This window comes from Caldicellulosiruptor obsidiansis OB47 (assembly GCF_000145215.1).
Lineage (GTDB): Bacteria > Bacillota > Thermoanaerobacteria > Caldicellulosiruptorales > Caldicellulosiruptoraceae > Caldicellulosiruptor > Caldicellulosiruptor obsidiansis.
On the sequence record NC_014392.1, the window covers coordinates 495,113 to 516,827 of the forward strand.

Sequence of the window (21,715 nt, forward strand, 5' to 3'; positions counted from 1 at the left end):
AAATTATCCCATTATGACTTCTACAAAATGTTCTTTACCATCAGAAAAAGCAGGTATTAAATTGGAAGATATTTCATTACCATCAACAATAACCTTTTTTACACCTTTTGAAACTTTGTTTGGATTTTTGACTTCAATATTGTATATTGCATTTCTGAAAACTCTTTTCACTTTAAATCCTTCCCATGATGCTGGTATACAAGGGTCTATCAAAAGTCCATCAAAGTCTGGTCTTATCCCTAAAATCCACTGTGTCATTGCCACAAAATTCCATGCAGCAGAACCTGTTAACCATGAGTTTTTAGCCTCACCCGGCTTGTATGCATCTTTTCCTGCAATCATCTGACAGTATACATATGGTTCAATCTTGTGAATTTCGCTAATCTCTTCTCTGTATGAGGGTGCAATCTTTGACCAGTACTCAAATGCTCTGTCTCCTCTTCCCACAATACATTCTGCAATCATGATCCATGGGTTATTATGACAGAACACAGCTGCGTTTTCTTTGTAACCTGGTGGATAGCTTGTAATTTCGCCAAGATGAATTTTGTACTCTGTAAAAGCTGGCTGAACTAAAACTATTCCATGTTCAGTATCAAGATATTTTTTTACAGAATCAAGGGCTGAAATAGCTTTGCCATCATCAAGTCCTATTTGGGCCATGACACAAAAACCTTGTGTTTCAATAAATATTTTTCCTTCATCGCACTCTTTGCTACCAACCTTGTTTCCAAAGTAATCATATGCTCTCAAAAACCATTCACCATCATAACCGTACTTTAGAATAGCTTCTTTCATTTTATCTATGTGGTTTTGAGCATCTTTGGCCAGTTCAAAATTTCCAGTCTTTTCACACAGCTTTACAAATTCTTTACCTACATACACGAACATTCCCGCAATCATAACAGATTCGGCAGTTTTGCCATCTTTGTTATCACATGTTTGGAACGACTCATCAGGGTTTGTCGAGAAAGCATTTAGATTCAGACAGTCATTCCAGTCAGCTCTGCCGATAAGAGGAAGTCCATGTGGTCCTAAGTTGTTGACAACATGATAAAAAGCCCTCTTTAAGTGTTCGAACATTGTACCCATCTTTTCAGGATTATTTTCAAAGGGAACCATTTCATTGAGGATTGACCAGTCACCTGTCTCTTTTATATAGTGAACTGTTGAAAGTATCAACCAAAGAGGGTCATCATTGAAGTTTCCGCCGATTTCATTGTTTCCTCTTTTTGTAAGAGGTTGATATTGATGATATGCTCCGCCATCTTCAAGCTGGGTTGCAGCTAAATCCAGTATCCTTTCTCTTGCACGTTCTGGTATCTGATGAACAAAACCCAGAATGTCCTGGTTTGAGTCTCTAAATCCCATACCCCTTCCAATTCCAGACTCGAAATATGAGGCACTTCTGGAGAGGTTAAATGTGACCATGCATTGATATTGATTCCATATATTCACCATTCTATCTACTTTGTCAATTCCTGTTGATACATTGAACTTATCTAAAAGTCTATTCCAGAATTCTTTAAGTTTTTCAAATGCCGCATTTACATCTTCCGGCTTTGAAAATTTTTCAATCATTTTATATGCCTTTTCTTTGTTGATAATACCTTTTTTGAACCATTTCTTATCAGGTTCATTCTCAATATAGCCAAGGATGAATATAAGTTCAGTTGTTTCTCCTGGCAGAAGACTGAGTTCGATCATGTGAGATGCAATTGGAGACCAGCCATGTGCTTCTGAATTAAAGCTCTTACCCGTTTCAACAGCAAGAGGGTTTTCAAATCCTCTGTAAAGTCCTAAAAATGTATCTCTATCTGTGTCAAAACCGGCAATAGGAGTATTCACAGAATAAAAAGAGTAATGATTTCTCCTTTCTCTGTATTCAGTTTTATGATATATAACAGAACCTTCGATTTCAACCTCGCCTGTTGAAAAGTTTCTCTGAAAATTTGTCATGTCATCAAGTGCGTTCCACAAGCAAAATTCTATAAATGAAAAGAGTTTAATATCTTTCTTATCATTTGTCATATTAGTAATTTTTAAATGATGTATTTCACAGTTTTCATCGACAGGGACAAAAAAACTTTGCTCAACCTCAATGCCATTTCTTCTACCTGTTATAATTGTGTATCCAAGTCCATGCCTGCATTGATAAAATTCGAGGTCTTTTCTTGTTGGCATCCATGATGGTGACCAGAAATCATCCCCATCTTTTACGTAGAAGTATCTTCCCCCCATGTCAAGAGGAACATTGTTGTAACGAAATCTTGTTATTCTTCTAAGTCTTGCATCTTTATAAAAACAATAACCTCCTGCGTGGTTTGAAATTAAGGATAGAAAATCTTTCATACCAAGATAATTTATCCAAGGATATGGTGTAAGAGGAGTTGTTATAATGTATTCTCTTTTAGCATCATCGAAGTATCCAAACTTCATTTTTCAAAAACTCCTTTCTACCCAGCACATATTTTTTGCTATTATAAACCTAATCTTAATTATACCTTCTCTATAAAATTGGCTACTTTAATTATTTTGCTTTTATTTTGCATTATTTTGACATAAAAAGACTGTTATGTGTATTTGATTTTAGATATTAATAATCAGAGTAAATTATGATATACTCAATATGGACATTTATTCTAAAAACGTTACAAAAAAAGCTTAAGAAATCTATTTTGCAGAAAGGGAGAAAAGAATTGAAAAATGTTTGGATATTTAATCATTATGCAATTCCACCCAAAGTTGGGGGGATAACAAGACATTTTGATTTTGCTAAGCAGCTTGTGCAAAGGGGCTATAGCGTTACAATCTTTGCTTCGAGTTTTGACCATAAACAGCGAGTTGAGATGCTTGAAAAAGGTAAAAAGTTTAAAATGGAGAAATATGATAAAGTAAGATTTGTTTGGATTAAAACATTTCCATACAAAAAGAATGATATAAAAAGACTTTTAAATATATTCTCATATGCCAAAAACCTTTATTTCATTGCCAGAAAGTTTGAAAGACCTGATGTAATATTGGCATCTTCATTTCATCCACTTGCCTGGATTGTGGGGTATCTGCTGTCAAAGAAATTTAAATGTAAATTTATTGCCGAAGTGAGGGACCTTTGGCCACAGAGCGGTATTGATCTTGGTGCTTTTAAAGAAGGAAGTTTAATTGTAAGACTTTTGAGAAAGCTTGAGAAGTTTATTTACACAAAAGCAGATTATGTTATGACGGTATTACCAAAAGCAGACCAGTACATAGAAAGTCTTGGCATTGATAAGAATAAAATAGTTCATATTCCAAATGGGTGCGATATAGAAAGGTTTGATAGTCTCAGAAATTCTATCTCAGAAGAAGTAAGTAATATTTTGAGAGAACATGAGGGATATTTTAAAGCTTGTTATTTAGGTGCACTTGGTCAGGCAAACGCAATGGAAACAATAATTGAGGCTGCTAAGATTGTTCAAGAAAACGCAGGGGACAGTATACATTTTTTGATAATAGGTGATGGTCCAGAAAAAGAAAAACTCCAAAATATGGCAAAAGAGTTTGAACTTAAGAATGTGTTTTTTTATCCGCCAATTGCAAAATTATCTGTACCTGCTTTGCTTGAACATGTTGATGTGACACTTGTTTCTATGCATAATTTGAAAGTCTATAGATTTGGAATATCTTTAAATAAGCTTTTTGATTATCTTTGTGCTGCAAAGCCAATTGTTTTTGCAGGAAATGTGGTCAACGATATTGTGAAAGAGTCTGGTGCCGGGATATCATGCCAGGCTTATGACAGCAAAGCTTTTGCACAGGCGATATTGCGCTTTTGTGCTATGTCAAAAGAAGAAAGAGAGGAAATAGGGAAAAGGGGAAGAGAGTATGTCCAAAAATACCATGACATTAGAATGCTTGCAACAAGACTTGAAAAAATACTTTAAATGGAGATGGTAGCAAGATGAAATCATATATTAAAAGCTATCATAAACTGAGCAAATTTTTTGTTGTTCTTATTGATATTTTACTTATACATGCGGGTTATATTCTTGCATATATAATAAAGTTCAACTTTACATTCCCTGAAAGAAATTTTATGCCATATTATACATTGATTCCTCAAATAACACTCTTTGCTCTTGTGCTTTTAAATATATATGGACTTTACACTATTACTATGAAAACAATCAGCGAAATTGCATTTTCTCTGGGTCTGGCTTTAATGCTTCTACAATTTTTAACAGTTGTATCAACATTTTTCTACAGACACTTTGCTTTCCCACGCAGTATATTTATAATTGCCTTTTTTGTCCAGTTTTTATTACTTCTGGGATGGAGAGGATTTGTTTTATATGTTTTCAAAAGAGTTCAAGGCATTAAATATGTTCTTGTGATAGGAGAGACATCGAGGGCACACGAGTTTGCTCAAAAACTTCAAAATATCTCAAAAGGATGGATAGAAGTAAAATATGTTCTTGAGCCAACAACTATTGAAGAGTTGATACCATATATAAAAGTTGTTGATACAATTTATCTTTATTCAAAAATGGATGAGAATTTAAAAAGCGAGATTGTAAGGAAAGCGATAGAATTCAAAAAACACATTTTCATAGCACCAGACTTCAGAGATATACTTGTATCACGTGCAAGGGTGATTCAGTTTGACGATGTTGCAACACTTTCGATTGAACAGCCAGAGCTGACATCCGAGCAAAAGCTCATAAAAAGGGTGTGCGACATTCTTCTTGCCTCTGTTGCACTGGTTATTGCTTTTCCTATAATGATTTTGATTGCAATTGCCATAAAACTTGACTCTGAAGGGCCGGTAATTTACAAGCAAAAAAGGGTTACAGAGGGTGAAAGAGAGTTTTATGTTTTAAAGTTCAGGACGATGGTAAAAGATGCTGAAAAGATGACAGGTCCTGTTTTAGCAACCGAAAATGACCCGCGAATCACACGTGTGGGGAGATTTCTACGTGCAACAAGGCTTGATGAGCTTCCGCAGCTGATAAATATTTTAAAAGGTGAGATGAGCTTTATAGGTCCAAGACCAGAGCGACCATACTTTGTTGAGCAGTTTAAAAAGCTCTATCCTGAATATTCTCTGCGCCACAATGTAAAGGCAGGACTTACAGGACTTGCTCAGGTTTATGGCAAGTACGCAACAAGTCCTGAAGACAAGCTCAGGCTTGATTTGATATATATAAAAAATTATTCTGTTTTTTTGGACATCAAAATTTTACTGCTAACTTTAAAAACAATTTTTACTAAAGAGGCAGCTGAGGGGGTAAAAAACCAAAAAGGATAGGGCTGCTTTTCTACTTGTAAGGGGCCCTGTGGTTATTTTCATGAAAGATTATTTCACTTAATGGTAATTATGCTTCAAAAGAGAATTATGGGTTTCTTTTCCCTGTGTTTAACTCTGCAGCTTTCACCTTTAATAACTACAAAATGACAGGGATGAACAAATCTATCTAAAATAACTGTGGCTAAAACTGGGTCATAAAAGAATATCTTCAGCTATTAGTAAAATACTTTATTTATGATTGTTATTGTTGCACTTTTCACATTATCTTGATAAGATTTACCTCATAGGGATCGTAGGAAATCATATTGTACAAAATAGCAGTTACCTTTGTATGCAATATAACAATTGCTTTCTTATGAAACTTTAGAAGTATTTCTAAATGATTGCTCAAATTACTATCTCAGCGTACATAACTTTTAAAGTTTGCTATTGAAGTTCAATAACACTATATATCCGAACTTAACTTGAGCTTACTCGTAAAGCAAAGTTTTTTTGTTGTCTTTACATATCTTCCGACGTTTAAGCAACTTCTTCCAAAGTTATTGATATGTATTGTTGTCTTTAAAATTCCTTATATCTTTTCCGCAAGTAATTTATATTTTATAATATTTAGAAGAAAACTTCTAATTTAAATAATAGATAGAAATTTTAAATGTCATTTCAAATATGCTTAATTTGACAATAATGAAAAAATAAAATTACTTAGTAGCTAATATTTTCAAGAATATTAAAATAATGTAATTTATAAAATGCAATTGTACATTGAGAAATCTGATAAAAAATGTTATTCCAAAATTTTGACTATATCAGATTTGTGGAAACTTAACATTATACTTTTCCGTGCTTTATATTTGTTCTATAATAAATCTTAAGAAGCAACAGCAAAATATTTTAATGAAGAATCTATCTTTTATAAAAATGACAAATAATGATACTTTATTATCTCTATAGCAGACCTGTTGATATATTAAGCTGAATAAATGAAGCAACGAAGAAAAGAACTATATTAATTCGTGTACTATAATTGTCTGGTTTAGCTATATCAAATAAATCCAACTTCGCAGGGTTTTAGATACGCTCAAAATTTGGTCCGAAATTTGGTCTGGAGGCTATAAAAATTTGAATATTGAATATTATCTAAAATGATAATGGAGGAAAATCATGTAAAAAGAAGCAGAGGGAGGTCTGAATTAACAAACTCACAATTACATAAATCAGTGTGAATTAAAAATTTGATCCAGCACGAAGTAAAAATTCCGAAGGAAATTATTTTAAATGAGGGGGATTAGAAAATGAATTACCGAATGATAGCAATTCAAGTAGGGGATCTTTTAAAATATGATACATCCAAAAATGATATAGAACGTGCAGCTAACTCTGTTTTTAATTTTCAACGAGAAGATTTTCCAAAAGAAGCTATTACATCAGAGAGAGCAAAATTAATTCATGACTGGATACTTACATTAGCCAAACAGAAAATGAACAATGATGGACGCAATAGGTTATTAAGGAAATTTTTGTACCTTATTACTCCTGAAGATAAAGTAGCCGAGGTAGAGAAAATTTTAAGGGAAGCGGGTGTAAATTTGCATATAGACGATGCTTTAAATGAATTCTATTCCAGAAATTATCATTATCTAATTTGTAAACATTGTCTCCAACTTTACAAACAGAAAAATTACTTTCACGCTGTGTTTGAAGCAGCAAAGGTTTATAACAAAATGGTTAAAGAGAAAACGCAAAGCGATAAAGATGGTTATGAATTAATGATGGATGTATGGGCCTTAAAGGGGGTTTTAAAGGTTACTCCTTGCGAAACAGACACTGATAAAAATGTTCAGGAAGGACTTAAGTTTTTGTCAGCAGGTTTAATGAGAGCTATTAGAAACCCAACAGCTCATGAACCTGCACTTGATTGGCCTATATCAAAAGACGATTGCCTTGATCTTTTAAGTTTCATATCATTTTTGTTACGGCAACTGGATAAAGCAGTTTATTATAAAGGAAATTAAAGTGTGAAAAAAATGAAACCAACCGAGTTCAACATTCTACTGTGTTTTGGTGCTAATGTACTCGGACAATAATTGTAAATTATCATGATGCATTTTTATAGAAATTATATTGCTGTATTTAGTATTAAGAGGAAAGAAGATTGGTTATGCTGATACATCTTTGACAAATCAAGTAAAAATTTGGTTCAGCTTATATTAAACAAAAGTGTTAATATTTATATTTTTTTTAGGTATTTAGCAATAAAACACATAATAGTCCTATCAACAGACGGAAATGTATACACTGGGATAAACTGTTAATGAACTGTTTAGATTCTTATGAAAGAAGAAATGTTATTGCAATATCAAATTCCGAATGTAATATAGCAGAGCAAGAGATATAAAACATTATGGGTTTAAAGATTTCAAAATTTTGGCAGTATTTGTGAGAGAGAAGGATTTTGGGAAAAGGTAAATGACTATATAGAAGAACTCTTAAATGTGTACCAAACTGATAAAGAAGACATATTCGTTGAAAAGATAAGGAAGGCTGGGGAGAAAAAGGACTTGAGTTGATACCAAAAGCGGAATAAACTTGTTAAAAATTTCATTTTTAGATATAGTAACAAAATAAATTAGCTGCATAATTTGCAAATATTTAATTGTATTATTGAAGCAAGATTTTGCTCTTTTATCAACTAAAAATTCTTTTTCTACCTAAATCTTAATCCATTCTACTTTAAACCAATTGAAGATATTCTCTTTAAATTTTCCTTATGTTTTCATAAATTTGCTGTTAAAACTTTTAGAAGCATTTGTAATATATTAGCTTGTTGAATAAAACAGATTAACAGAAAAGACAATAAATAGATATATATAAAAAGCCATCTTCCTTAAGGTAAAATTATAGCAAGAGAAGACTAAAAACACCTAACTAAGGAGGATGGCAATGACTAATTTTATTAAAACACAAAAACAAAAATTTTTAAAGATACTTATGACAATTGAGAAAGTAATAAAAGCCTTGGGATTAAAGATAAAAAGTAGCAGGAGAGGAAGACCGAAGAAATTTAAGCTAAGCCATATAATAGCTTGTTTTGTTTACAAAGTCAAAAAAAAGATAAACAGCTTCAGGGAATTAGAATACAAGATAAATGAAGATGAAGAATTTAAAAAGGCTATAGGGATAGAAAAGAGCCCCGATCATACATATTTTTCGAAATGGGCAAAAGTAATTTAAGAAGAATATATAGAAGGAATAGCAAGAATTTTAGTGAGAGAAATAGATCTGCAGACAAAAGTTTGTGCTATAGATTCTACACCTTTGAGAAGCTCGAGGGGTGACAAAGAGGCAGAAGTAGGAGTATGTGTTAGTTTAGGTTTTTACAATGGATATAAATTACATGTGTTAGCAACAGTTGAAGGCGAGGTTCTACCTATAGTATGGTGGTTGACACGTGCAAATATCCATGACAGTAAAATAGTAGAACTTTTGTATGAAGCTAAGATATTTGGACCTGAAGTGATATTGGCAGATGCAGGTTATGATTGTGCGAAATGGTTTGAGGTGTCAGATAGACTTGGGATAAAGTTTGTAGCGGCGGTAAATAAGAGAAATAGTAAGGATTTCAGTAATGTAAAAAATATTTTGAGGATAAAAAATATGGAATTTTTAAGAAGTGAAGAAGGACAAAGGTTATATAAGCAAAGGACAAAAATAGAAAGATTATTTGGTAAGTTAAAAGGAGAATACAATTTAGAACAAGTAAGGTTAAGAGGTTTTAGAACATATAAGAGGCATGTAGACTGGATTATGATTACTTATTTGATAGAGGTCTATATTCAAAAAATTGAAAACTGTAAATTTTCTTTTAAATACACGTGGAATAATTTGTAATCCTATATAATAACATTAATGGTATAATTATTTATTCAACAACTTGTTTGTAATATATATAAATAACAATCCTTCTAATCCCATTAAAGCAGAACATATATATGTCACAAAATAATTTACAGTAAGATTAATTCCTTAATATTTTAATCCTATTCACGCAACCCATACACCTCAGGGTGCTGCTAATCTTTTTTGAAGATAATGAAGAACTTTTTGTCAAAAATAAGCAATCTACATAAAATAGTTCTACCAAATTAGATAGTGTACTATCCACTGCGTCGAGTTTTGTTTTTACTAATTTTTTATCCAACATTTTTTATAGGCTTAAAAATTACTAAGTAGATGTATTTATCAGTTATTAGCAAATTCCTTCTTTTAACTCATCTACTTAATTGTTTTAGATTAACTCATAGAGTTTTTCTTTAACTCTCTCAATAATGTGTTTTTTCACTGAACCAAACTTATTTATTACAATACTTTGCGATAAAGTATAGATTTTGTCCACTCTTACACAAGAGTCCACCTTAAGAGTCCCTTCAGCAAGGTCATGATTTGTCAACATAACAATATAATCTTTTGCTGTTAGGTTTGAAGTAATAGCTGCAACTAATATATCTTCTGTTCTGTTGTTGTAATCATCATTAGATAAAACAAGAACAGGACGTTTTTTATTCGATGTCAAATCACTGAAAGGTATGGGAATTAATAAAATATCGCCTTGTCTATACATTGTTCCATACCTCATCGTCAATATCATTATTCCAAAAATCTATACTACTCTCACTGGCGGACACCAAATCACTTAATAACTTTTTATCTTGCCTATGTTTTAAAAACAAAATAAAGTCAATAACTTCTTCAAGTTGACTTTCCGGGATTTCCTCAATTAGCTCTAATAAAAGATTTTTATTTACTTTCACTAATTTCACCTCTGAATTAATATACTATACCTCATTATTTTTCTAATGGGAGTTCTTCTTAGAAGTGTAGTCTAATAATCCCAAAACATTGTAGAATTGTTTATTTTGGTGGAGGCGGGGGGATTTGAACCCCCGTCCGAAGGCATCGAACCCCAAACTTCTCCGGGTGCAGTCAGTGTACTAAATTCTCGGGAAGAAAACGCCCACTGACAGGCTTTTTCTTCCCCAGCCTGAGATTAGTCCCAAAAGTAAGGCTCAGGCAACCTTACTTTCGGTACCCCACGTGGGTTGGCGCCCGACTCGGAGGCCGTGGGCACCTCCGGCGGACGTTAGCTGCTTATTTACGCAGCTAAAGCGAGTTGTGGTTTTTCTGCAGTTATTTTTCTTCTCGGTTTTTTATAGTGGCACCGAGAAAACCACTACCCGCTATTTGGAATCCGACTGCCCCCGTCGAATTCCAAAACACGCCCCCTCATCTTAAATACTCTTTCATTTTCTTTTTAATCTCAAGCTCAGCATCTCTTTTTGCTATTGCTTCACGCTTATCATACAGTTTTTTACCTTTTGCAACTGCAAGCTCTACTTTTATTTTACCTCTTTTGAGGTAAATCTTCAATGGGATTAAAGTGTAACCTTTTTGCTGTACATAACCTGCAAGCCTGTTGATTTCATGTTTGTGCAAAAGTAGTTTTCTATCTCTCATTGGGTCAACGTTAAAGATGTTGCCTTTTTCATATGGGCTTATATGCATGTTGTAAAGAAAAACTTCACCATCTTCTACTCTTGCAAAACTGTCTTTGAGGTTAACATGACCAAGCCGCACCGACTTTACTTCTGTGCCTTTTAGCTCAATTCCTGCTTCGATTGTCTCTTCAATAAAATAGTCGTGATAAGCTTTGCGGTTTGTTGCTATGACTTTTATGTCATTCTGTTTATTCTTTTCAGACATCTGATCAACTCCTGCAATTGATTCCAAACAATTATTCTTTGCAAACTTTTATTATATAATAGAAACAAATTTTTGTCAATCCCCAATATGCATTACATTTGTTCTACATCTCATCATTCCAAAAGCTCCATTATTTCTTCTTTTGTGAGTTTTCCTATAAAAGATTGACTTGCTTCGATTAAACTATCAAATAAGTCTTTCTTTTTCTGCTGTAGAGCAAGTATTTTCTCTTCTATAGAATTTTTGGCTATAATCTTAAATGACTGAACAACATTTTTCTGACCCAGCCTGTGTGATCTTGCTGTTGCCTGGTTTTCAACTGCAGGGTTCCACCATGCATCAAAGTGAATAACAACGTCTGCGCCAGTAATATTGAGTCCAAATCCACCAGCTTTTAGCGAAAGCAAAAAGACATTTTTCTCTCCACTGTTGAACCTGTTGACCATTTCAACTCTGTCTTCAGCTTTTGTTGCACCATCTAAATAAAAGTATAAAATTTTTTCCTTGTCAAGCATTTTCTTGATAATAGATAACATTGAAGTCCACTGAGAATATATAATTACCCTGTGCCCGCTTTCTAAACAGTCTTGTAAAATTTCTTTCAGTGCTTCCATCTTACCAGAGCTTCCTTTGTAATCTTCAAATACAAGCTTTGGATGACAGCAGATTTGTCTTAGTCTTGTCAGCAAAGAAAATATTTTTATTTGACTTTTTTCAAACCCAGCTGAATCTATTTCTTTTTCAATCTCTTTTTTGGCTGAGACTAAAAATTGCTTGTAAATTTTTTCCTGTTCAGGGCTCATTGCAACTTGGATATTTGTTTCTATTAGCTCAGGAAGTTCATTTAATACATCTTGTTTTACTCTTCTTAAAACAAACGGTTTTATCAACTTTTTTAATTTTTCCAAAGCATTATTGTTTCCGCTATAAATTAGCATTGCAAAACGCTCAACAAATTTCTCAGCTCCTCCTAAATATCCAGGAAGTATAAAATCAAAGATTGACCACAGTTCAATGAGATTATTTTCAATTGGTGTACCTGTCAGGGCAAATTTAGCATCTGCACAGATTTCTTTTACAGCCAGCTTTATTTGTGAATGAGGATTTTTTATGTACTGTGCTTCATCTAAGATACAAACACTAAAATCGATGTCTTTATAAAATTCTATATCTTTTCTCAAAAGTGCATATGATGTAATTACAATATCATACTCTGGTATTTTTTCTATAGCTTTTTTGCGCTTTGCAGGTGTTGAGTCAATAATTAAAGTTTTCAGACCTGGCGCAAATTTTTCAATCTCTTGTTTCCAGTTATAAATAAGTGATGTTGGTACAATGGCTAATACTGGCTTTTTAATTTTTTGTTTATTTGCAAGAATAAAGCCAAGTACCTGCAGAGTTTTTCCAAGCCCCATATCATCAGCTAAAATTCCACCAAGTTCATTTTCAAATAGAGAAGATAACCATTTTATTCCAAGTTTCTGATAATCTCTTAACACACCTTGAAGCTCAACTGGGATTTCAATATCAATTTCCCTAATATTTTCTATCTTTTCAACAATATTTTTTATACTTTCAACTCCATTTGCCTGAATTCCGCTTTCTTCTAAAAGTTTTGTTACAGCCACTGCTTCTTGTAAAGAAAGCTCAGCTTTTTCTTTTATAACCTGGCCAATGTCGGATGCAGATTCTATAAATGAAACAAATCTTTTTATATTTGGACTTTCTAAAATCAAAATTGAGCCATCTTTGAGTTTGTAATACTTTTTCTTTTTCTTGATTGCATCAAGAATATTTTTAAGCTCTGAGCTATCAAGATCATCACTTTCAAGCCAGAAGTCAATTGAGTGTTTTGAATATTTTAAGCAGGGAATAATTTTTACATCTTTCTTTATTTTAAGCTTCTTAAAATCTTCTGAATAATAAACATCGGTTATATTTTGGATTTGTGGAATACCTTCTGCTAAAAATTCCATAAACAAATCAGGGTCAACACATTCATAACAGAATTCTTGGTCAGACTCTATCTCATTAAACCTATAAGCAAATAAAATACTTTGTATCTCAAACAAACCAAAATAATCAAACAATGGAACTTTCTTTGTTTTTGATATTATATCAAATATTTCATTCATTCCACTGATTCTTGCGACAAACCTTTCATTTTCAAATTCTAAGTATAGTTTGGGTTTAATAATATAATCTTCTAATATTAATTTTTTGAGGTCTGGGTCAATTTCTAATTCAAAGTGCTCATTTAAAAATAAATAATATTTGTTCATGAACTCACAAAAGTCTTCTTTATTGAGGGTAAAAAAATTAACGTATTCAACTTTGAAAAAGTTAAATACTCTATTTGCTTCAGCCATTTTTTTGATAATTGAAGAAAATATCTTTTGCTCTGGCGAAAGCTTATATAAAGTGTCACCTGAGACAAAATAACTACCATCGCTATATAAAAATTTTTTGTTGGCAGTGTCTATTAAATCACTATAAAGTTTTACCTGATTATCTTCAAGTTTAAATAAAATCTTTGGTTTTACTTTAGTGCAAAGATCAACTTTTACTTTTTGAGCATCATAATAATTTGCCACAAAATAATCAAAAGATATAAAAATTTCTTCATTGTCAAGGATTTCGATTATTTCATTTGCTATCTTTACAGGTAGGTAAATAGTATTTTTTTCTGTTTCTAAATCTAAAAAATTCAAATATTTCAATAGCGCATTCAAAAATTTTTTGTCTTTTTCACCAAAAAAATGATAAGTAGGATTGTACACAAAATTCTTACCAAACTGAAATGGTTGTTTTTGTTCGTATGCTTTTAAAAATTCTGGTATATTTGAAACCACATAGTCTCTTTTTAAATCTAAAGTTTTTACTTTTAATTTTAAAGTTACTAAATCATTAGTAGAATATCCGAAGTATTTTTCTAAAAATATGTTAGGAGACTTTATAGATAAATTATCAAGTGAAAACTTTATATAATTTTCTTCAAAATTGCTTGCAAAAAATTGATAAATCCGGGAATTTTGTTTTCTTTCCTTCTCAATAGCCTCATTTAATTTTTGTTCTAACATTTGAAGCAAAGTTTCTTGCATTTTATTTAGGCTATTGAGAATATATTTACCATCGGCAAAACTTTTTAACACAGCAATTATATGCCGACAAAAATCATCGAACAGAACTAAATCTTCTATATCAATATCTTCTTCCGATTCTAAATCAATATTTTCCAAACTGCATGTACACGCAGCACTTATGATTATATTTTCAATTTTGATATTACCAAAAAAGTCCTGAGTCATATATGAAGGCAAATCAAAATCAACAAAAACCCAATATTCATTTTTACCATCTTCTACTTTGCCGAATATTGCATTTTCTTCTTGGTCATATTGAATATCTTCTTTTTCTACCTTTCGAGCAAGAGATATTCCTTTTTCAAAAGCTTTTCTATTTTTTGCAAGTTGAGCAAGTTGACTGTCTGTTAAAAACTGCACAATTGTTTGATAATTAAGTTCTATTGACACTGTCTTTCACATCCTTTTTCATTTTAGTATGCATAACTCTGAATAAAAATTTTCATCCATATTGATTTTATATTGATTTTATCAAAAAATGAAGAGCATTCGATGACAAAAATTTTAAATAAAATCTTAGTTCTCATAATCCAAAACAAAAAGCCTCATCCCTTAAATTTTCAAGAGAAGAGGCTTGAAGATTAGATTAATCGCCAATTGTTACTCGAATAATCTCAAGCTTTTTCTCAATCATATCAGGTATTGGTAAGTTGTATGGACACCTTGTAATACATACTCCACATTTTATACAATTTTTGGCTTTTCGGTATGCATCATAAAACCAACCAGACTTCAGAGTTTGATAAGGCAGTCTTTTCATTGCAGAATCAGCATGGAGTATAACCCAAATTGGAATTTCTTGTGGGCATGGTTGACAATAATTACATCTTCTACAAAATTCTTTTCCCATTTCTTTTCTAATTCTTTCTATTTCTCTTTTCTCTTCTTCGGTTAAAGGTTCTATATGCATAGCGACTTTTACATTTTCCTCTAATTCTTCAATGGTTTCTATTCCGGGGTCAGGTACAACAAATTCTTTTTGTAAAACATATTTTAAAGATAAAGCTGGATTTGGAATAACACCACCACCCATTGGTTTCATAGCGATAATACCAATGTCTTTTTCTAATGCTAATGGGAAAATTTTGTCTTCAACATCTGTTTCAATGATATTATAGCAAAGTTGAATAACATCAAATTTATCGGTATTAATTAGTTTTTCAAGAACATCTACACTATGACTTGAAGCAGCTATGAATCTTATTAACCCCTTTTCTTTAGCTTCAACAAGTCCCCAAAAAGCCCCATCTTCAGCAAATACTTTATTAAATGTATCTAAATCATTTATGCCATGAAGCTGGTAAATATCAATCTGTTCTACACCGAGATTTTTCAAACTTATTTCGATATCCCTTAAGATTCCCTCTTTTGTTCTATTTGCCGATTTAGATGCTAAATAGACTGTTTTATTAATGCCTCTCAAAGCCTTACCAATTTTAATTTCACTATCAGTATAACCTCTTGCAGTATCAATTAAATTAATTCCAAGCTCAATTGCTCTTCGAATTACTTTTATTGCAGACTCCTCATCAATTCTTTGAATAGGAATTCCACCAAATGCTATTGGGAAAACTTCTATATTTGTCCTTCCAAGTCTTCTATACTTCATAATGTATTCCCCCTTATCAAATTATTGCTTTCATCAAACAACTGCACAGAGCATAGATGATAATAAAATCCCTTTTTAGCAAACAGTTCATCATGTGTTCCTGTTTCGACAATCTCACCGTCCTTCAAAACTATAATTTTATCTGCCTTCTTCACGGTAGATAGCCTGTGAGCAATGATTAAAATTGTTCTTGTGCCAGCAAGGTTATTTATAGCTTTTTGAATTTCATTTTCAGTTTCTGTGTCAACAGAAGATGTTGCTTCATCTAAAATTAAGATTGGTGCATTTTTCAAAACAGCTCTTGCAATTGCCAAGCGCTGCTTCTGGCCCCCAGAGAGTTTTACACCTCTTTCGCCAATTACTGTGTTATAGCCCTGTGGCAAATTTTGAATAAACTCATGTGCACAGGCAATTTTTGCTGCTTGAATTATCTCGTCCATGGTGGCATTTTCTTTTCCATATGCGATGTTTTGTGCCACTGTTCCGTTGAACAAAAACACATCCTGCATTACCATACTGATATTATCATGTAATGATTTTAAAGTGACATCCTTTATATCTATATCGTCAATTTTAATTACACCTGAGTCTGGGTCATAAAAGCGATTTAAAAGGTACATAATTGTTGTCTTTCCAACTCCAGTTGGACCAACAAACGCAACCATTTCTCCTGGCTGAATTTCAAACGAAATATTTTTCAAAACCTGAATTTCAGGATTATATGAAAAAGAGACATTTTCAAAAGTGATTTTTCCTTTAACATTTTTAAGTTTCTGCGCATTTTCTTTTTCTTTTATCTCAGACTCTGTTTGAAGAATTTCAAAAACTCTTTCAGCACCTGCTAATGCCTGCTGAACGTTTTCAATAACCTGTGATAATGCAGTCACTGGTTGATAGAACATGCTAAGATATAAAATAAACCCTACAATATCCTTGACAGGCACTTTTCCTCTCAAGGCCATAAGTCCGCCAACAGAAACTACTATCACCGTTCCGACAGAGCTTAAAAAACTTACAGTTGGATGAAACACTGCTGAAAGCTTAAGTGCACTCAAAAGTGCGTGAATGTGCCTGTAGATTTTTTCTTTTATTTTTAAAAGCTCTTTTTCCTGCTTGTTAAAAATCTGTATTTCACGGATACCTGAGAGATTATCTTGCAGGTCAGCGTTCAAATCTGCTAATGCTTTTTGAGCCTCTCTAAAATTTGGCAAAATCTTTTTGGCAAAGACCGTGCCGCTTAAAACCAGAAATGGTATTGGAATTAAAGAAATAGCCGCAAGAACAGGGTTTATAATAAAAAGGATAACAGCAACGCCAAAGATAATGAGAGCATTTGTAAATAGGTCTGGCACAGCATGTGCAATCAAAACTTCAAAGTTTGCAGTATCGTTTACAACTCTTGACATAAGCTGACCTGTTTGTTTGTCGACAAAATATCCAAAAGATAAGCTCTGAAGTTTTTCATATACCTTTGTTCTGACGTCAGCAACTAAATGCCAAGCTGCATAGTGCGAAAAATAGCTGTTTAAAAATTGAAATACAATTCTTAAAATGTAAGATAAAACCAATATTAAAGAAATATTAATTATTGTTTTTCTTGCGTTTGGATATTTACCGGCAGCTGTAATTATTCCTGTCAAATTTCTCACAAGCCACGGACCAAGAAGGTTTAGCGCTGTGATTGCGAGCATGGAAAAAGCAGCAATAATAAGATATTTCCAGTATGGTCTTGCCATTTTGACAAGTTTAATCAAATACCCCATTCAACCATCTCCTATAGATTTTACTCAATAATTTCAAAAAGTCCAAACCCCTGAGAGTTTTTTGAGCCAAGACCACAATAATATGCAACTTCCATTATTCTTGGGTCAGTTTCAATTGTATAAAAACCAAGCCAGCCTTTTATGGGCGTTTTTTTAAAAAACATGGGTTTAAAATGTGCTTTTTCTTCCACCTTTAATGGTTTCAAATTAAATCTGAAGTTTTTTTCCTCAAAGTCTTTTATTAACAGCTTGCATTTTTTCATCAGGTTCTGAGAAATGAGGTTATAAAACTCATCCTCGAATGGTGTAAAAAATTGCTTGTACTCTGAACTTTCGTTTCTGATTGTTTTATATGCACACATAGGAGATAACATTTTTATTTTATGGAAACTTAAAAATTTTGGTCTTTTGAGTATGCTTGCAGATGTTACATATAATATATTGTCTTTTAGAAAAATCTGGTCTTTTTTGAAAAGTCCAGTTGAAAACTTTGTAATAAAATCCTCAACAGGTGATGAGATTGTAAGTGAAACCTTTTTGTCAAAAACTATTTTTTTGTTTGAATCATTTCCTACAATTTCAAATGGTCCTTCTAAGCGAGAAAATGAAAAGAGTTTAAAGTTTTTCAAATCAACCTCATATCCTTTATCATGTAAAAATGTAGCATATATTTTATCATCAATGGTGTTGTATATCATTGACTGGACAAAGTAGTTGTAATGAATAGGGAGTTCTATTGGCTTTTGTGATTCAAAGTCTACTTTTATTCGCATATTTTTTCTTCCTTTCATAAGAAAATTTCCTACTTTTCATAATGATATTTTATCAGAAAAGTCAAGGGTTTGCACGGCAGTTTTCGAAAGAACATATCAAAATTTTAAAGTTTATTTAAATTTTTTAAATGAATGTAGATAAAAATCTTTGAAAATGATATGATAAAATTCGGAAATTCATAGGTTGAAAAGGCAAGAGGAGGTTTTGAAAATGCCAATAACCTTTAACCCACAAACAAATATGTTTTTCATAGAAGCAAAGAACACAAGCTATGTTATAAAGCTTTTCAAAGGTAAGTTTTTGTGTCATGTTTACTGGGGCAAAAAGACTAGGGAGTTTGAGTGGACAGATTTTGATGTGACAGGCGGCAGAGCGTTTGGTCCAACTCCCGACCCAAACGACAAATCTTATACATTTGATACAATGCTTTTAGAATACCCTGCGTATGGCAACTCAGATTTCAGACACCCTGCATATCAAGTTCAGCAAGAAGATGGTTCTCGTATAACAAACCTTGTTTATAAAGCTCACAGAATCTATGATGGGAAACCAAAACTTGAAGGTCTTCCTGCAACATATGTAGAGTCATCTGATGAGGCTCAAACACTGGAAATAGACCTTTATGATGATTTGATTGACTTAAAAGTCACATTGATATATACAGCTTTCAGAGATTATGATGCGATAACGAGAAGCGTAAGATTTGAGAACTTAGGAAAACAAAAACTCAAAATCCTTCGTGCGATGAGTACATGTGTTGACTTTCAAGAAGGAGATTTTGAACTTTTGCACCTGTGGGGGGCTTGGGCAAGAGAAAGGTATATTGAAAGAAAAGAGATTATTCATGGTCAGCAGATTATAGAAAGTTCAAGAGGTGAAAGTTCTCATCAGCACAATCCATTTATAGCTCTTGTTAGAAAAGATGCAAACGAAGATTACGGAGATGTGTATGGTTTTTCTCTTGTCTACAGTGGAAATTTTTCTGCAATTGTCGAAAAAGACCAGTACAATTTTGTAAGAGTTACTATGGGAATAAATCCATTTGAATTTACATGGATTTTAGAGCCGCATAGCAGTTTTCAGACACCTGAGGTTGTAATGGTGTATTCAGACCAAGGTTTGGGTAAGATGTCTCGCACGTACCATAAGCTTTACAGAAAAAGGCTTTGCAGAGGTGTTTGGAGAGATAGACGAAGACTTGTGCTTATCAATAACTGGGAAGCCACATATTTTAATTTCAATGAGGAAAAGCTTTTGGCTTTGGCAAAGGAAGCAAAAGAACTTGGCATTGAACTTTTTGTTCTTGACGATGGATGGTTTGGTAAAAGAGATGATGATACAAGCTCGCTTGGCGACTGGTTTGTTGATAAAAGAAAATTGCCCAATGGTTTAGATGGTTTTGGGAAAAAATTAAATGAGATGGGGCTCAAGTTTGGACTTTGGTTTGAGCCTGAGATGATCTCACCAAACAGTGAGCTTTACAGAAAGCATCCTGACTGGTGTTTGCAGGTTAAAGGTAGAACCCTTACCCAGTGCAGAAATCAATATGTGTTAGACATAACAAGAGAAGATGTAAGAAAAGAAATTCTAAGGATGATGAAAGAGATTTTGAAAACAGCTCCAATTGAATACATCAAGTGGGACATGAACAGACCTTTGACAGAGGCTTATTCTCTTGCTCTTCCACCAGAGAGGCAAAAAGAAGTCTTTCATAGATATGTCTTGGGGCTGTATCAAATGATGGAAGAACTTGTGACAGAATTTCCATATATTTTATTTGAAGGATGTTCTGGCGGTGGTGGAAGGTTTGATCCCGGAATTTTATATTACATGCCACAGATTTGGACAAGTGACGACACAGATGCGATAGAAAGGTTAAAGATTCAGTTTGGAACAAGCATAGTGTATCCTGCATCAACAATGGGTGCGCATGTGTCAATTGTGCCAAACCATCAGGTTGGAAGAATAACACCAATGAAAACAAGAGGAGTGGTTGCATTATCTGGTGCTTTTGGGTATGAGCTTGACCTGACCAAGCTTTCTCCAGAAGATAAGGAAGAGATTAAAAGGCAGATAGAAACTTACAAAGAGATTTGGCATATAGTATTTGAAGGAGAACTTTTCAGATTAATTTCTCCTTTTGAAGAAGATGCGGCTGCTTGGATGTTTGTAACTGAAGACAAAAGAGAAGCTGTTGTATTTTATGTTGAAGTTTTGAAATCTCCTAATAAACATCCAAGAAGGTTAAAATTGAAAGGTCTTTTGCCTGAGAAAAAGTATTTTATTAAAGAACTTAATACATCAAAATTTGGCGATGAACTTATGAATCTTGGAATTTTTATTCCTGAGATGTGGGGAGATTTTAATTCGAAGATGTGGACATTAAAAGCACTTGATTAGCAAGATTTTGGTGTTGTATAATGTTGAAAAAGCAAGAAATGAGTGATTTGGATGATAAGAAAACTTAGCAGTTCTGATTATGATGTTTTAATGGACTTTGTCAGGAAGGAAAAAGAGTGGAACATTTTTATTATTGGTGATATAGTGAGCTATGGATTTGATTCGCCAGTGGTTGAGGTGTGGGGTGAGTTTGATATAGTATTTGGCAGTTTAAAAGCAGTTCTTCTTCGGTATCGACGAGATTTAATTTTTTACTCTGATTCTGAAGACTATGATATTGATTCATTTTGCAATATAATACTTACGACAAAGTGCAAGGTGCTTTCTGGTAAAAAAACTGTCATTCTTCCGTTTTTAAAAGCTTTAAATGTCCTGCAAAAAAGAGAACAGTTTTTTATGCGACTTGATACAAATATTCCAAAGGAAAAGATAGAAACGTCTTTAGAGGAATATGAAAGAGTAAAGGTTATATCAAAGGATAATTTGGAAGAAAATCTTGATAAAATCGAAATGATAGTGTATTTATATCAGTCAATAGAAGAATTTTTGAACCCTGCAACCTTTGAACAGATAAAACAGGATGTTTCGCTTGGGCGAAGTAGAATATATTATATAGAAGAAGATGGAATAATAGTATCTTCTGCTCGAACAGGTGCAGAGCTTCCTGATATGGCAATGGTTTTGAGTGTATGTACAATGCATGAATATCGCTCAAGAGGGTATGCAACTATGTGCATGAAAAGACTTTGCACTGATTTGATAAAAGAGGGTAAGTCACTTTGTTTATTCTGCGACAATCCAAAAGCTGCCAGTATATATAGAAAAATTGGTTTTCAGCAGATTGGAACATGGATGACTTTAGGATTGTAAAATACCTTTTCAAAACGAAATTGGACCACCTGTGGATTTACAGGTGGTTTTTATTTTTTTTGAATTTTTGGTTGTAATTATATAGATTTAGTGATACAATATAGTAAAGTAA

13 protein-coding genes, 1 other RNA gene and 2 pseudogenes are annotated in these 21,715 nt (G+C 32.8%); 6 read left to right on the top strand and 10 right to left on the bottom strand.

Features of this window, described 5'->3' with window-relative positions:
- Positions 1–3 precede the first annotated feature (3 nt).
- Positions 4–2,439: a GH36-type glycosyl hydrolase domain-containing protein gene (locus COB47_RS02035; protein WP_013289754.1), complete on the bottom strand. Its 2,436-nt coding sequence runs from the start codon at positions 2,437–2,439 to the stop codon at positions 4–6.
- Between the two features lie 260 nt (positions 2,440–2,699).
- On the opposite strand from COB47_RS02035, the gene COB47_RS02040 reads away from it, so the two are divergent.
- Positions 2,700–3,923 (top strand): glycosyltransferase family 4 protein, encoded by a 1,224-nt coding sequence (locus tag COB47_RS02040; protein WP_041742362.1) that lies wholly within the window; start codon positions 2,700–2,702, stop codon positions 3,921–3,923.
- 17 nt (positions 3,924–3,940) lie between these two features.
- Positions 3,941–5,287: a sugar transferase gene (locus COB47_RS02045; protein WP_013289756.1), complete on the top strand. Its 1,347-nt coding sequence runs from the start codon at positions 3,941–3,943 to the stop codon at positions 5,285–5,287.
- A 74-nt stretch (positions 5,288–5,361) separates the two neighbouring features.
- Here the strand turns inward: COB47_RS02045 and COB47_RS12955 are convergent.
- Positions 5,362–5,487 (bottom strand): annotated as a pseudogene (locus COB47_RS12955) (ATP-binding protein); the annotation flags it as partial.
- A 1,092-nt stretch (positions 5,488–6,579) separates the two neighbouring features.
- Here COB47_RS12955 and COB47_RS02050 point away from each other — a divergent pair.
- Entirely contained in the window at positions 6,580–7,299 is a 720-nt protein-coding gene (locus COB47_RS02050; RefSeq protein WP_013289757.1) for a TIGR02391 family protein, read from the top strand.
- 928 nt (positions 7,300–8,227) lie between these two features.
- Positions 8,228–9,175, top strand: a pseudogene (locus COB47_RS02055) (transposase).
- A 397-nt stretch (positions 9,176–9,572) separates the two neighbouring features.
- Here the strand turns inward: COB47_RS02055 and COB47_RS02060 are convergent.
- The 8 genes from COB47_RS02060 to cas6 form a co-directional block, all read right to left on the bottom strand.
- Positions 9,573–9,905: a type II toxin-antitoxin system PemK/MazF family toxin gene (locus tag COB47_RS02060; RefSeq protein ID WP_013289758.1), complete on the bottom strand. Its 333-nt coding sequence runs from the start codon at positions 9,903–9,905 to the stop codon at positions 9,573–9,575.
- On the bottom strand, positions 9,898–10,095 hold the full coding sequence (locus tag COB47_RS02065; RefSeq protein WP_013289759.1) for a DUF2281 domain-containing protein: 198 nt from the start codon (positions 10,093–10,095) through the stop codon (positions 9,898–9,900). The genes COB47_RS02060 and COB47_RS02065 overlap by 8 nt, the downstream gene beginning before the upstream one ends.
- A 106-nt stretch (positions 10,096–10,201) precedes the next feature.
- Positions 10,202–10,567, bottom strand: a transfer-messenger RNA (tmRNA) gene (gene ssrA / locus COB47_RS11905).
- Positions 10,568–11,044: an SsrA-binding protein SmpB gene (gene smpB / locus COB47_RS02070; RefSeq protein ID WP_013289760.1), complete on the bottom strand. Its 477-nt coding sequence runs from the start codon at positions 11,042–11,044 to the stop codon at positions 10,568–10,570. It lies immediately after the preceding tmRNA gene.
- A 113-nt stretch (positions 11,045–11,157) separates the two neighbouring features.
- Complete coding sequence (locus COB47_RS02075; RefSeq protein WP_013289761.1) at positions 11,158–14,577, bottom strand: SNF2-related protein; 3,420 nt, start codon at positions 14,575–14,577, stop codon at positions 11,158–11,160.
- 196 nt (positions 14,578–14,773) lie between these two features.
- Positions 14,774–15,796, bottom strand: coding sequence for an aldo/keto reductase (locus COB47_RS02080; protein WP_013289762.1), 1,023 nt, complete (start codon positions 15,794–15,796; stop codon positions 14,774–14,776).
- Positions 15,793–17,559, bottom strand: a complete 1,767-nt coding sequence (locus COB47_RS02085) for an ABC transporter ATP-binding protein (protein ID WP_013289763.1) — start codon at positions 17,557–17,559, stop codon at positions 15,793–15,795. Before COB47_RS02085 ends, COB47_RS02080 begins: the two co-directional genes overlap by 4 nt.
- A 20-nt stretch (positions 17,560–17,579) precedes the next feature.
- A complete protein-coding gene (gene cas6, locus COB47_RS02090; protein ID WP_041742656.1) occupies positions 17,580–18,332 on the bottom strand; it encodes a CRISPR-associated endoribonuclease Cas6 in 753 nt (250 codons plus the stop codon).
- 211 nt (positions 18,333–18,543) lie between these two features.
- On the opposite strand from cas6, the gene COB47_RS02095 reads away from it, so the two are divergent.
- Positions 18,544–20,733, top strand: a complete 2,190-nt coding sequence (locus COB47_RS02095) for an alpha-galactosidase (RefSeq protein ID WP_013289765.1) — start codon at positions 18,544–18,546, stop codon at positions 20,731–20,733.
- 51 nt (positions 20,734–20,784) lie between these two features.
- Positions 20,785–21,603: a GNAT family N-acetyltransferase gene (locus tag COB47_RS02100; RefSeq protein ID WP_013289766.1), complete on the top strand. Its 819-nt coding sequence runs from the start codon at positions 20,785–20,787 to the stop codon at positions 21,601–21,603.
- Positions 21,604–21,715: the final 112 nt, after the last annotated feature.

What these genes read in the sequence shown, in the direction of transcription:
- COB47_RS02035 (WP_013289754.1), bottom strand. Translation starts at nt 2,439, where the DNA reads ATGAAGTTTGGATACTTCGATGATGCTAAAAGAGAATACATTATAACA.
- COB47_RS02045 (WP_013289756.1), top strand. Translation starts at nt 3,941, where the DNA reads ATGAAATCATATATTAAAAGCTATCATAAACTGAGCAAATTTTTTGTT.
- COB47_RS02050 (WP_013289757.1), top strand. Translation starts at nt 6,580, where the DNA reads ATGAATTACCGAATGATAGCAATTCAAGTAGGGGATCTTTTAAAATAT.
- COB47_RS02060 (WP_013289758.1), bottom strand. Translation starts at nt 9,905, where the DNA reads ATGTATAGACAAGGCGATATTTTATTAATTCCCATACCTTTCAGTGAT.
- smpB (WP_013289760.1), bottom strand. Translation starts at nt 11,044, where the DNA reads ATGTCTGAAAAGAATAAACAGAATGACATAAAAGTCATAGCAACAAAC.
- COB47_RS02080 (WP_013289762.1), bottom strand. Translation starts at nt 15,796, where the DNA reads ATGAAGTATAGAAGACTTGGAAGGACAAATATAGAAGTTTTCCCAATA.
- COB47_RS02085 (WP_013289763.1), bottom strand. Translation starts at nt 17,559, where the DNA reads ATGGGGTATTTGATTAAACTTGTCAAAATGGCAAGACCATACTGGAAA.
- cas6 (WP_041742656.1), bottom strand. Translation starts at nt 18,332, where the DNA reads ATGCGAATAAAAGTAGACTTTGAATCACAAAAGCCAATAGAACTCCCT.
- COB47_RS02095 (WP_013289765.1), top strand. Translation starts at nt 18,544, where the DNA reads ATGCCAATAACCTTTAACCCACAAACAAATATGTTTTTCATAGAAGCA.
- COB47_RS02100 (WP_013289766.1), top strand. Translation starts at nt 20,785, where the DNA reads ATGATAAGAAAACTTAGCAGTTCTGATTATGATGTTTTAATGGACTTT.